We start from the raw sequence: 12,412 nt of genomic DNA, 5'->3' as shown, positions 1-12,412 counted from the left end.
CTCGTCAGGACGGCCCGCAGCGCCCCAGTGTCGTGGCGCGGCGGGCCGTCCCCGTGCGGTCGGCATCCGGTGCATCGTCGGGTGGGGTGGCACCGGGGGAGCGGTGGCGGGCGGCGTAGGTGAGTAGCCAGCCCATCAGGACGACCTCGCCGACGAAGGTGACCCCGGAGACCTGCACCGGCTGGTCGGCCGACAGCAGCGACCCGACCGAGTCGGCGAGGTAGCCCGCACCGGCGACCGCCACCAGCGCCGCCACCCAGGTCGGCACGGTGTCCGACCGCCAGGCCAGCCATCCGACCAGCAGCAGGTGGACGCCGAACAGCAGCAGGCCCAGGTCCCAGACCTGCTGGAAGCCGGTGAGTCGCGGAGGCCCGTCGGCGGCGAGCCGGTCGGCTCCCGCGCCGTCGCGCAGCAGGCCGGCGACGGCGATCAGGTGGGTGAGTGCCACGGCGAGGACGACCGCGTACCCGGTGCGGCACCAGGCCGACAGCAGTGCGACGGTGGGCCGGGTGCGGCTGAGGAGCGCCCGTAGCGCCCAGCCGACCAGCACGTCGAGGCAGGCCACCGTGTACAGGGCGACCACGGCCAGGGTGAGCGCCCCCTGCCGGGCCGGCAGTCGGGTGGCGCTTGCGGCCGCGTCGGTGTCGACCAGCGGCTGTACGACGCCGAAGTTGGCCCACCCGGCGAGCACCGCCATCAGCAACAGGCCGAGCCCGGCGGCCAGTGCCGCCCGGCGGGCGCGGGAGCCGCCCGCTCCCACCCCGTCCGCTCCGCCGGTGTTGTTCGGCACGACTGCACCGCCGGTGTTGTTCGGCGCAGCTGCACCGCCGGTGGTGGCCGGGGCGTCTGCATCGCTGGCGCTGGCGGACGTGCGTGGTCCAGGGGCGGGGCCGGGCGGCGTGAAGCCCCGGGTGAGCAGCCGCAGGCCGAAGACGACCTCGAACAACCCGCCCGGGACGGCCAGCGCGACCCCGACCGCCACGCCGGCCAGCTCGGCTGCCGCGCCGACCGCCAGCAGCGCGTAGCCGACAGTTCCCCAGAGTGCGAGCCAGCGGGGCAGCCAGTGCCACCGGGCCAGGGTCAGGCAGAACGGCACGCTGCCCAGCCCCAGCGCCAGCATGGCCAGCTGGTAGGCGAGGTCGCCGGCCCCGTCGCCGAACCGGTCCCGCAGCACGATGCCGGCGGCGAGCAGGAACGCCTCCGCGCCCCGGGTCACCAGGTAGACCCAGGCGGCGCCCGGCTGCACCCGGCGCAGCGCCCGGAAGGCCAGCGCACCGATCGCCGCCACCAGCACGGAGTTGGCCAGCACCAGCACCACCCCGGCCGGGTGCCCGGCGAGCGCGCTGCCGGCGCCGTAGGCGACGAACGCCGCCAGGAAGAACGCGCCGGCCCACCGACCGGCCACACGCAGGGACATCGTCGCCTCCAGGGCTCTTCGTACTAAGTACGACTTACTTAGTACGGTACGGTGGGCGGTGCAGGCGGTCAACCGGGTGTCAGGGGAGCGACAGGTGGGCGAACCGGTGCGGCAGCTCAGCCGGGAGCGGGTGCTGCGGGCCGCCGTCGCCATCGCCGACGCGGACGGTCTCGGCGCGCTGACCATGCGCTCGCTCGCCGCCGCGCTGCACGCCAAACCGATGTCGCTCTACCACTACATCCGCAACAAGGACGAGCTGCTCGACGCCCTCGTCGACGGGGTCTTCGCCGAGATCGACCTGCCCGCGCCGGGCGGCGACTGGCGGGCCGAGGTGCGCCGGCGTTGCCTGTCGGCCCGGACGGTCCTCGCCCGGCACCCCTGGGCGCTGACCCTGATCGAGACCCGGACCAGCCCCGGCCCGGCCACCCTGCGCCACCACGACAGGATGCTGGGCGTGCTGCGGGGCGGGGGCTTCTCACTGCCGATGACGGCCCACGCCTACGCGGTCATCGACGCGTACGTCTTCGGTTTCGTGTTGCAGGAGGCGTCACTGCCGTTCGACGGCGGCGGCTCGGCCACCGAGGTCGCCGATGCGATCATGGCGGGTTTCGCGGCGGGCGACTACCCGCACCTGGTGGAGTTCGCCACCCAGCACGTCCGGCAGCCCGGCTACGACTTCGGCGGCCAGTTCACCTTCGGCCTCGACCTGATCCTCGACGCCCTGGCGAAAGCGGCCTGACGACCACCGGCCCCGACCGGGCCGCACGAACCGCCGGCCCCGGCCGGGCCGCACGCATCAGAGGCTCCGGCCGCGCCACTGGTGCGGCCGGGCCGTCCAGCCCGGAGGTGGACGCCTGGACGGCCGACCCCGGGACCGGGCCGGCCGTCCAGGCAGGACCTACAGGTCCAGCACCAACCGCTCCGAGTGGCACCGCCCGACGCAGATCATCATGCTCCGGCCGGCCGCGCGCTCCTCGTCGGTGAGCAGCGAGTCGCGGTGCTCCGGCGTACCGGCGAGCACCCGGGTCTCACACGCGCCGCAGTAGCCCTTCTCGCAGTCGTAGGTCAGGCCCGGCACGACCTCGCGCAGCACGTCGATCATCCGGCGGTCCCTCGGCACCCGCAGGGTCGCCCCGGTCCGCGCCAGGTGCACCTCGAACTCGGTGTTCGCCGCCGGGTCGAAGGCGACCTCCAGGTCGTCCCCGGCGGTGAACCGCTCGACGTGCAACTGCCCCGACCGGTCCGTCTCGGCGCAGACCCGCTCCACCGCGTCGATCATGCCGGTCGGTCCGCAGCAGTAGACGGCGGTGCCCGGCCCGGTGGCGTCGAGCAGCGCCCGTAGGTCGGGCAGGCCGGCCTCGTCCTGTGGCAGCAGGGTCACCCGGTCCCCGGCCAGCGCCGTCACCTCGTCGACGAAGGCCATCGAGGCACGGGTACGCCCGCCGTACACCAGGTGGAACGGCACGCCCCGGCGGTCGGCCTCGCGGGCCATCGCCAGGATCGGGGTGATCCCGATGCCCCCGGCGAGGAAGAGGTAAGCGGGGGCGTCGACGAGCGGGAAGTGGTTGCGTGGGCCGCGTACCGAGAGGGCGACGCCCGCTCGGGCCAGCGTGTGCAGCTCCACCGAACCGCCCCGGCCGGCGGGCTCGCGCAGGGCGGCGATCCGGTAGTGCCGGGTGTCGGCCGGGTCGCCGCACAGCGAGTACTGCCGGACCCGCCCGGACGGCAGCCGCACCTCCAGGTGCGCACCCGGCGCCCAGGGTGGCAGTTCCGCGCCGGTCGGGTCGGCCAGGCGTACCTCCAGCACCTCGTCGGTGGCGGTGGCGGTGGCCGCCATGACCAGTTCCCGGTCGCCGGTCAGGCTGGCGGTGGGCCGGGTCCCCGCCGCGTCGGCGTCGCGGCGGGGACCCGGGGTGAAGACGGCCGGGATCGCGTCCCAACCGCTCTGGTTGCCCCGGGTGGGGTAGGCGACGAGGCCCTCCTCCACCACCCGGAAGTCGGGCAGCCGGGTGAGTACCTGCGTGATCATCTCGCGGAACATCAGCCGGGCCAGGTGGGCACCGGCGCAGCGGTGGCTGCCGATGCCGAAGCTCAGGTGCCGGGCGGCGTCGCGGTCCAACCGGAGCTGCTCGGGCTCGGGGAAGACGACTGGGTCGTGGTTCGCCGCGACCCAGGGGATCAGCACCCGCTCACCGGCGGCGACCGGGCAGCCGCCGACCTCGGTGTCGGTGCGGACGGTACGGGCCATCGACTGGGACGGGGCGAACACCCGCAGGAACTCGTCGGTGGCGGTGAGCAGCAGGTCGGGGGACTCGATCAGGCGTTGCCGGTCGTCGGGGTGCCGGCTCAGGTGCACCAGGGTGGAGCCGGTCAGCGAGGTGGTGGTGTCCACCCCACCCGCGATCAGCAGCCCGATGACCGAGACCAGCTCGTCGGCGGCGAACAGCTCCCCGTCGGGGCGGCGCTGGGCGGCCAGGTAGCTCACCGCGTCGCCGGTCGGCACGGCCCGCCGCTCGACGATCAGCTCGCGGATGCGCTGGTCGAGGTAGGCCAGGCCGGCGGCCCCGCGTACGGCGCGTTCGCTGCCGGGCAGCGCGGCGAAGATGTCGTGGATCGGGCCGGCGAGCTTGGCCCAGTCGGATTCGGGGAAGCCCAGCCAGTCGAGGGTGACGGCGGCCGGCAGCGGGTTGGTCAGGTCGCGGACGAAGTCCACCGACCCCTCGGCGATGAAGGCGTCCACCACGCGGGTGGTGTGCCGGGCGACCATCGGGGCCAGCTCGGCGACCGCGTCCTGGGTGAGCAGCGGGTTGATCAGGTCGCGGTAGCCGGTCGCGGCGGGCGGGTCCAGCTCGATCGGGTACTGCTCCAGGCCGGGGCCCCGGGGGATGACGATGGCGGTGCCGTCACCCCCGGCGGTGGCGCGGGCGGAGGAGAAGGTGTCGTCGTCGCGGGCGATCCGGACCACGTCGGCGTACCGGGTGGTGTAGACGAAGCCGCCGTGCGCGTCGGTCCGGCCCACCGGGCAGGTCTGCCGGAACTCCCGGTAGTAGCCCACCGGGTCGGTGTTGCACTCGGCCGAGTGGTGGTCGAAGGGCGCGACGGGCCGGTCTGCGGTCGCGGTCTGCGCGGCGGCCGGGGCGGTGCGCTGCTGTTCGGTCATCGGGACGTGCTCCACAGGTGCGGGACGCTGCGCGGTGTTGCCCAGCCGCGCCACTGGGTGTGGGTCTGACGCCAAGGGTAATGTCGCTCACATAGCGAGACAACGTTTCACGATAAGATGCAGAAACGTCGATGTCGGCCGGTCAGAGGGTCAGTACGGCCTTGCCGACCTCGCCGGACCGCAGCGCCGCCACCGCCTCGTTGATCTGCGTGAAGGGGAACCGGGTGATCAGGCGGTCCACCGGGAAGTTGCCGGCGGCGTGCAGGTCCAGCAGCTTGGGCAGGAACACCTGCGGGAGGCTGCTGCCGCCGATGATGCCGGTGATGCTGCGGCCGTTGAGCACGCTGCGCCACTCGAAGCTCATCTGCTCGCTCGGGCCGATCCCGACCACGCCGCAGCGGCCAAGCGGGCCGAGCGACTCGACCGCGAGGCGCAGCACGTCCTCCCGGCCGGTGGTGTCGATCGCGACGTCGAAGCCGTGCGGGGCGATCGCGGTCAGCAGCTCGCGGGGGTCGCCGTCGGTGGAGTTCACCCCGTGGGTGGCGCCGAGCAGTCGGGCCGTGTCGAGCTTGCCGGCGTTGACGTCGACCGCCGCGACGACCGCGCAACCGGCCACCCGGGCGGCCAGGATCGCCGCGACGCCGACGGCGCCCGCGCCGAAGACGACGAGCGAGGAGCCGACCTCCGGGCGCAGCACGTTGAGCACCGCGCCGGCCCCGGTGCCGAAACCGCAGCCGAACGGGCCGACCACGCCCAGGTCGATCTCCTTGCTGATCGGCACCACCGCGCGGGCCGGGGCGACGACGTGGGTGGCGAACGACGACTGGCCCAGGAAGTGGCCGTTGACCGGTTGCCCGTCGCGGGAGAGTGCCGAGCTGCCGTCGGGTCGCCGGCCGGTGAAGTTGACCGCGTCGAACTGGCGGCAGTAGGCGGGGTTTCCGCCCCGGCACAGCGGGCAGTCGCCGCAGGAGGTGAAGCTCATCGCGACGTGGTCACCCGGCGAGACGCCGGTGACCCGCGCGCCGACCTGCTCGACCACTCCGCTGCCCTCGTGGCCGAGCACCGCCGGGGTGGGGAAGAAGTTGGCGAACTCCAGGTCGGTGGCGCAGATCCCCACGCTGTGCACCCGGACCAGCACCTCGTCCGGCCCGGGGTCGGCGAGGTCGATCTGCTGGAGGGTGAACGGCCCTCCAGCGTTCTCCAGCACCGCCGCTGTGATCCGCACGCGCCCTCCCTAGTGACTCACAAAGCGAGATTGCATCTTGACATGCGAAACGTAGAGGGTCAAGGATTCGCACATGGCTGACCTGGACATTCCCACCGCCCGCCAGCTCATCGACGGCGACTGGACCGCCGCCGCCGACGGCGGTGAGCTACCGGTGCTCGATCCCGCCACCCGGGAGACCATCCAGTCGGTGGCCCGCGCCCGCGCGGTCGACGTCGACCACGCCGTCGCCGCCGCCCGGCGGGCCGCCCCCGGCTGGGCGGCCACCTCGCCCAGCGAGCGCGGCGCGATCCTCTCGCGCTGGGCCGCGCTGATCGGCGAGCACGTCGAGGAACTCGCCGCGTACGAGTCGCGTGACGTGGGCAAACCCCGCTCCGGCGGGCGGCTCAACATGTACATCACCCAGGGCATCGTCGACTACTTCGCCGGGGCCGCGGACAAGCTCACCGGCGTCACCCTGCCCACCCGTACGCCCGACTACTTCGGCTACACCCGGCCGGAGCCGTACGGCGTCTGCGCGGTGATCATCCCGTGGAACGTGCCGGCCGTGCTCACCGCCGCCAACGTGGCCCCCGCGCTCGCCGCCGGCAACACGGTGGTGCTGAAGCCGTCCGAGGTCGCGCCGCTGTCGCCGTTCGCGCTGGCCGAGCTGGGCCGTCGGGCCGGGCTGCCGCCGGGCGTGCTCAACGTGGTCACCGGGCTCGGCCCCGAGGCCGGGGTCGCGCTCACCGGGCACCCCGACATCGACCACATCAGCTTCGTCGGCTCGACGGTGACCGGCCGGGCCGTCATGCGGGCCGCCGCGCAGCACCTGGTGCCGGTCAAGCTGGAGCTGGGCGGCAAGTCCCCGAACGTGGTCTTCGCCGACGCCGACCTGGACGTGGCGATCCCGGCGATCATCGCCTCGATCACCGAGAACGCCGGGCAGAACTGCTACGCCGGCTCCCGGCTGCTGGTCGAGGAGTCGATCCGGGCCGAGGTGGTCGAGCGGGTCGCCGCCGGCATGAAGGCCGTCCGGACCGGCCCCTGGGACCAGGACCTGGACATGGGCCCGCTGGTCAGCCAGGCCCAGTACGAGCGGGTCCGGGGTTTCCTGGCCGAGGCCCCGGCCGCCGGGGCCCGGCTGGTCGTCGGCGGCGAGCCGGCCACCGCCGCGTTCGACGACGGCTGGTACGTCGCCCCCACCGTCTTCGACCAGGTCGACTCGGACATGCGGCTGGTCCGCGAGGAGGTCTTCGGCCCGGTGCTGGCGGTGCAGGGCTTCCGGGGCGTCAACGAGGCGGTGGCGCTGATGAACGGCACCGAATTCGGCCTGCTGGCCTGCATCTGGACCAGTGACGTGTCCCGGGCGCTGCGGGTGGCCGGGCTGGTCCGCTCCGGGCAGGTCGCGGTCAACCAGTTCCACGACGCCGGGGTGATCGGCTTCCCGTTCAACATGCAGAAGGAGAGCGGCTTCAGCCGGGGCGGCGGCTACGCGGCGCTGCGCGAGTACACCCAGGAGAAGGCCGTCGCGGTCCGGCTGCTCGACCGACCGTCGGCGTGAGCCGATCGGGTGAGCTGGCGGCGGCCCGCCCACGGCTGGCCGTCGCCGCCGCGCCGTCGCCGGCCGCGTTCGCCCAGTGGCTCGCCGAACTCGCGTTCGGTGGCGCCGGCTGGCCGGAGCTGCTGGCCGCGGTGGCGGAGCGGACCGGCGCGGCCTGCCGGCTGGTGGCCGAATCGGGGGAGCTGCTCGCCGCCAGCGACGGCGCGGACGGCCCCCGTTGTGCCGCCGCGCCGGACGACGTGCGCCGCGCCCTGGTCACCGGCCGGGCCGGAACGGGGGTGCCGACCCTGGTCCGCTGCGTCGACGGGTGGACCGGTCGGGCGGTGGCGGTGGGTGCGGGGTCCCGCCGGCTCGGCGCGCTGCTGCTGGCTGAGCCGGTCGCGGCCGGGCAACTGGCGCTGGCGGGGGCCGCGACCACCGCACTGTTGATCGAGGCGGTCCGGCACGAGTCGCCGCCGCCTGCCGTCCGGGATGCCGCGACGGTGCTGCGGGCCCTGCGTGACGGCCTCGGCGACCCCACCGGGTCGCCAGCCGGACCCGCCGGGGGCGTTGCCGGGCTGCTCCGGGCGGGCGGGGCCGGCTTGCCGCAGGCGGGTGAGACCGGGCCGTCCCCTGCCGGCGGGGCCGGGCCACTGCGGCCCGGGGAGGCCGAGCTGCTGCGGGCGGGTGCGGCGCACGGCTGGCGGTTGGACCAGCCGCACGCCGTCGCCGGGATCGCCTACACCGGGGCGCAGCAGCGCCGCTGGGCGTCCGCGCTGAGCTGGCTGGACCGGCCGGTGCTGGCCGAAGGGCGGCGGGCCTGGACCCTGCTGCACGGTGACGTGGAGCGCGAGGTGACCCGGCTGCGGGTCCGGTTGGACCAGATCGTGGGGGCCGGGCAGGTGCGGGTGGTCGCCGGTGCGCTGGTGACCGGGCCGGCCCGGACGGCGGCCTCGTTCCGGGACGCGGACCGGCTGCTGCGGCTGCTGCTGCGCGCCCCGGACGAGCGCGTCGAGCTGCCGTTCGGGCAGGCGGGGCTGGCGCAGGTGCTGTTGGCCGTGCCGGACGAGCGGTTGCGCTGGTTCGTGCACCGGCACCTGGGACCGATCGCGCACCGCGACGACCTGCTGCGCACCCTGGACTGCTGGTTGGCGACCGGGGGCAGTCGGCAGGCGGTCAGCGAACGGTTGCACCTGCACCGCAACTCGGTGGGTTACCGGGTCGGTCTGATCAAGCGGCTGTTGGGGGTCGACCCGCTCGATCCGCAGACGGTCGCGGTGCTGCGTACGGCGTTGGCCGCGCGGGAGTTGCTGGCCGCGTCCGAGGCCGGTTGATCCCCTGGTGGGTGGCCTGTGAACGGCCTGGACGACCTGCTTCGTTAACCGTTCCGCCTCTTTTGCGGCAAGCCGTTGACACGCCGCCGCGCCGCAGGCAGAGTACGTCTCCAAGCAACGAGAATCACAATGCAAGACGCCATATTGACTGGTAGACCATGGGGGAGGTTGCGATGCGGGCGATGGTCCAGACCGGTTTCGGGGGGCCCGAGGTGCTGAGCCTGCGGCACCTGCCCGACCCCGAGCCGGGCGCGGGCGACGTGGTCGTCCGGGTGCACACCGCCGCCCTCAACCGCCTCGACCTGCTCCAGCGGCGCACCGCCCTGCTCCCCGGCTTCGCCCTGCCCCACGTCGGCGGCATGGACGTCGCCGGGCAGGTCGACGCCGTCGGGCCGCAGGTCACCACGGTACGCCCCGGCGACCGGGTGCTGATCGACCCGACCATCGGCTGCGGAGCCTGCGCCACCTGCAAGAACGGCCAACCGGGCTACTGCCCGACACTGGCCGTGGTCGGTGGCAACCGCCCCGGCGGCTTCGCCGAGTACGTCACCGTCCCCGCCACCGTCGTGCACCGGGTGCCCGCCCACGTCGACCTCGCCGACGCCGCCGCGCTGCCCACCGCGTGGAGCCTCGGCTGGCACGCCGTGCACCGCGTCGGTGAGGTCCGCGCCGGGGAGTGGGTGCTGGTGCAGGCCGCCACGAGCGCGGTCAGCATCGCCGCCATCCAACTCGCCCGCCGGGCCGGCGCCCGGGTGCTCGCCGTGGCGCGTACCGAGGCCAAGCGGGCCGTCGCCGCGGACCTCGGCGCGGACGTGCTCGACCTCGACGAGCACACCGTGGAGCGGGTGCTCGAGCACACCGACGGGCACGGCGTCGACCTGGCCGTCGACCACGTCGGCACCGCCACCTGGGCCACCTCGCTGGCCAGCCTGCGCACCGGCGGGCGGATCGTGCTGCTCGGCAACACCACCGGCGACCAGGTCAGCTTCTCCCTCTCCGACGTCTACCGGCGCGGGCTGCGGCTGCTCGGGGCCGGGGCGTACAGCCCGGCCGACTTCGCCGACATGCTCGACGCCTACTTCACCGGTGGCCTGCGGGTGGTCCGGGGCGCGGAATACCCGCTCGACGAACTGACCGAGGCGTACGCCCGGCAGGAGTCCGGCGACCTCATCGGCAAGATCCTCGTCCGGCCATGACCACCACCCCGACGGCGGGCACCGCCGACCTCCGCCCGGCCGACCTGCTGATCGTCGACGCCGAGATCGTCACCATGGCGGCCGACCGGGCGGTCGTGCCCGATGGCACGATCGCCGTGGTCGACGGCCGGATCGCCGCGATCGGCCCGGCGGCGACGCTGCGGGTGGCGTACCCGGGCAGTCCCGAACTCGACGCCACCGGCTGTGTGGTCGTCCCCGGCCTGGTCAACGCCCACCAGCACACCACCGCCGACCCGCTGGTGCGCAGCAGCATCCCCGACGACGTCCCGGCCCAGCAGGCGATCTTCGACTGGATCGTGCCGCTGCACAGCGCGGTCACCGGCGACGACGACGAGTTGTCGGCCACCCTCACCGCCGTCGAGTCGCTCAGCTACGGGGTCACCACCCTGCTGGAGCCCGGCACGGTGGCGCACCCGCTGCGGGTCGCCGCCGGGCTGCGTACCGCCGGCATCCGGGCCCGGGTCGGCGGCTGGGGCTGGGACGCCCCCGACGTGCCCTACGCCCGGCCGGCCGCCGACACCCTCGCCGTGCAGGCCGACACCGTCGCCGCCCTGGCCGGCGACCCGCTGGTCACCGGCTGGATCACCCTGGTCGGACACGACCTGGTCAGCGACGCGCTGTTCACCGGCGCGGCGGAGCTGGCCGACCGGCTCGACGTGGGCATGACCTGGCACCTGTCGCCCGGCCCCGAGGACGCCGCCGCCTACGCCGCCGCCGGCCGGGCCCGGCCGGTGCGGCACCTGGCCGACCTCGGCGTGCTGGGCCCCCGACTGCTGCTCGGCCACGCGGTGTGGCTCGACGACGCCGAGGTCGACGCGCTCGTCGAGACCGGCACCGCCGTCGCCTCCTGCCCGGGGGCCTACCTGCGGCTCGGCCAGGGTTTCACCCGGGCCGGCCGGCACACCGCGCTGCACCGGGCCGGCGGCCGGCTCGCGCTGGGCTGCGACTCGCACAACGCCGGGGACACCCCGGACCTGTGGCGGGCCGCCCGACTCTTCGCCGGCCTGGAGCGGGACCGGGGCGTTCCCGACCCGCTGCGCGCCGACGAGGTCTTCGCCCTGGCCACCGTCGACGGCGCCGCCGCCGTCGGGCTGGGGACGCAGACCGGCTCCATCGAGGTCGGCAAGGCCGCCGACCTGGTGCTGCTCGACACCCGGACCATCCCCTGGATTCCCCGCGGTGACCTGCCCACCCAGCTCGTCTGGGGTGCGGCCGGGCACACCGTCCGGGACGTTCTGGTCGACGGCCGGCTGGTGGTCCGCGACCGGCGGATCACCACCGTCGACGTCGACGCCCTGCGCGAGGAGGCCGCCCAGCGTCGGGCCGCCCTGCTGCGCCGGGTCGGCATCGACATCCCCCCTCGCTGGCCCAGCGTGCCAGCGACCGAGTTCTCCGCGCGCCGGTCCGTGCCGGGCCGTGCGCCGACCCCACGTGAAGGGAAAGCACCATGACAATGAGGATTGGTCGGGGTCCGGCGGCGCTGCTCGCCGGGGCGCTGGGATTCGCCCTGGTCGGTTGCGCGAGCAACGACGCGACCGCGCCGTCGGCGGGAGGGTCGGCCAGCAGCGGTACGGCCCCCGCCGGGCAGCCCGACGCCAACGGTGACGGCAAGGTCGTCATCGGCGTGCTCAGCCCCGGTGACATCAACGACAACGGCTACTACGAGAGCTTCGTGATCGGTGCCGAGAAGTTCGCCACCGAAAAGGGCTGGCAGGTCATCAAGCGCGGCAACGTGCCGCCGACCGAGGCGCTCAGCGCCGCCCGCGCGCTGTGCCAGCAGGGCGTGGACATGGTGGCGCTCGGGGCCTCCGAGCTCAAGGACGCCATCCCGGCCTCCGAGGAGCCGGTCTGCGCCAAGACCTCCTGGTACGTGCCGTCATCGGAGAACATCCCGCAGACGCCCCGGGTGACGCTGTCCAGCGACGACCCCAACCAGAGCATGCTCGCCGCCGGGTACGCCACCGGCCTGGTCATGCAGGCCAAGAACGCCACCAAGGCCGGCTTCGTCACCGGCATGGAGGCCGACTTCTCGGTCAACGCCGCCAAGGCGTACAAGGCGGGCATCCGGATGGTGGTGCCGAACGCGACCCTGGTGACCACCTACACCGGTGACTTCAACGACTCGGCGAAGGCCCGGGAGGCCGTCCAGGCGCAGATCAGCCAGGGCGTCAAGGTCGTCTACCCGTACCTGGGCGGGGCCACCGACGCCGCCGCCAAGCTGGCCAACACCGGCGGCGCGCTCACCCTGACCCCCGGCACCGACCGGTGCGACTCGACCGACCCGCGCTTCGACATCTCGGTCATCTTCGACCCGGGTGCGTACTTCGCCGCCGCGCTGGAGCTGTTCGCCAAGGGTGAGATGACCCTCGGCACCACCAAGAAGTGGGAGCTGGGCAAGGACCCGTACCCGGCCGTCAAGATCTGCAAGCCGACCCCGGAGCAGACCCAGAAGATGGACGCCTTCGTCGCCGACGTGGCCAGCGGCAAGACCGACACCGCCGCGACGGTCGCCAAGCTCGGCTCCTGATTCCCGCTGC

The 12,412-nt window shown here is 74.2% G+C and carries 9 protein-coding genes; 6 read left to right on the top strand and 3 right to left on the bottom strand.

The annotated features are described in order from the left end of the window. Positions 1-4 precede the first annotated feature (4 nt). On the bottom strand, positions 5-1,417 hold the full coding sequence (locus tag JQN83_RS27310) for a DUF4386 domain-containing protein (RefSeq protein ID WP_208570027.1): 1,413 nt from the start codon (positions 1,415-1,417) through the stop codon (positions 5-7). 94 nt (positions 1,418-1,511) lie between these two features. Here JQN83_RS27310 and JQN83_RS27305 point away from each other — a divergent pair, with 94 nt between their 5' ends. Further along, on the top strand, positions 1,512-2,156 hold the full coding sequence (locus tag JQN83_RS27305; RefSeq protein ID WP_208570026.1) for a TetR/AcrR family transcriptional regulator: 645 nt from the start codon (positions 1,512-1,514) through the stop codon (positions 2,154-2,156). A 159-nt stretch (positions 2,157-2,315) separates the two neighbouring features. Here the strand turns inward: JQN83_RS27305 and JQN83_RS27300 are convergent, their stop codons facing one another. Further along, a complete protein-coding gene (locus tag JQN83_RS27300) occupies positions 2,316-4,577 on the bottom strand; it encodes a cytochrome P450/oxidoreductase (protein WP_208570025.1) in 2,262 nt (753 codons plus the stop codon). Positions 4,578-4,719: 142 nt separating this feature from the next. Further along, on the bottom strand, positions 4,720-5,802 hold the full coding sequence (locus JQN83_RS27295) for an NAD(P)-dependent alcohol dehydrogenase (protein WP_208570024.1): 1,083 nt from the start codon (positions 5,800-5,802) through the stop codon (positions 4,720-4,722). A gap of 73 nt (positions 5,803-5,875) precedes the next feature. Here JQN83_RS27295 and JQN83_RS27290 point away from each other — a divergent pair, with 73 nt between their 5' ends. The 5 genes from JQN83_RS27290 (at position 5,876) to JQN83_RS27270 (ending at position 12,402) form a co-directional block, all read left to right on the top strand. Then, on the top strand, positions 5,876-7,345 hold the full coding sequence (locus tag JQN83_RS27290) for an aldehyde dehydrogenase family protein (protein WP_208570023.1): 1,470 nt from the start codon (positions 5,876-5,878) through the stop codon (positions 7,343-7,345). Continuing rightward, positions 7,342-8,658 (top strand): PucR family transcriptional regulator, encoded by a 1,317-nt coding sequence (locus tag JQN83_RS34255; RefSeq protein ID WP_208570022.1) that lies wholly within the window; start codon positions 7,342-7,344, stop codon positions 8,656-8,658. Before JQN83_RS27290 ends, JQN83_RS34255 begins: the two co-directional genes overlap by 4 nt. 173 nt (positions 8,659-8,831) lie before the next feature. Further along, positions 8,832-9,854 (top strand): alcohol dehydrogenase catalytic domain-containing protein, encoded by a 1,023-nt coding sequence (locus JQN83_RS27280; RefSeq protein ID WP_208570021.1) that lies wholly within the window; start codon positions 8,832-8,834, stop codon positions 9,852-9,854. Continuing rightward, a complete protein-coding gene (locus JQN83_RS27275) occupies positions 9,851-11,326 on the top strand; it encodes an amidohydrolase family protein (protein ID WP_208570020.1) in 1,476 nt (491 codons plus the stop codon). Before JQN83_RS27280 ends, JQN83_RS27275 begins: the two co-directional genes overlap by 4 nt. Further along, positions 11,323-12,402 (top strand): BMP family ABC transporter substrate-binding protein, encoded by a 1,080-nt coding sequence (locus tag JQN83_RS27270; RefSeq protein WP_244253319.1) that lies wholly within the window; start codon positions 11,323-11,325, stop codon positions 12,400-12,402. Before JQN83_RS27275 ends, JQN83_RS27270 begins: the two co-directional genes overlap by 4 nt. Positions 12,403-12,412 lie beyond the last annotated feature (10 nt).

The sequence above is a fragment of the Micromonospora antibiotica genome (assembly GCF_017599305.1).
Lineage (GTDB): Bacteria > Actinomycetota > Actinomycetes > Mycobacteriales > Micromonosporaceae > Micromonospora > Micromonospora antibiotica.
Note: the sequence above shows the minus strand (reverse complement) of the source record. Positions and strands in the feature narration are given on the sequence as shown.

Excerpts from the sequence above, each read along its gene's own strand:
- JQN83_RS27310 (WP_208570027.1), bottom strand. The coding sequence starts at position 1,417 with ATGTCCCTGCGTGTGGCCGGTCGGTGGGCCGGCGCGTTCTTCCTGGCG.
- JQN83_RS27300 (WP_208570025.1), bottom strand. The coding sequence starts at position 4,577 with ATGACCGAACAGCAGCGCACCGCCCCGGCCGCCGCGCAGACCGCGACC.
- JQN83_RS27290 (WP_208570023.1), top strand. The coding sequence starts at position 5,876 with ATGGCTGACCTGGACATTCCCACCGCCCGCCAGCTCATCGACGGCGAC.
- JQN83_RS27280 (WP_208570021.1), top strand. The coding sequence starts at position 8,832 with ATGCGGGCGATGGTCCAGACCGGTTTCGGGGGGCCCGAGGTGCTGAGC.
- JQN83_RS27275 (WP_208570020.1), top strand. The coding sequence starts at position 9,851 with ATGACCACCACCCCGACGGCGGGCACCGCCGACCTCCGCCCGGCCGAC.
- JQN83_RS27270 (WP_244253319.1), top strand. The coding sequence starts at position 11,323 with ATGACAATGAGGATTGGTCGGGGTCCGGCGGCGCTGCTCGCCGGGGCG.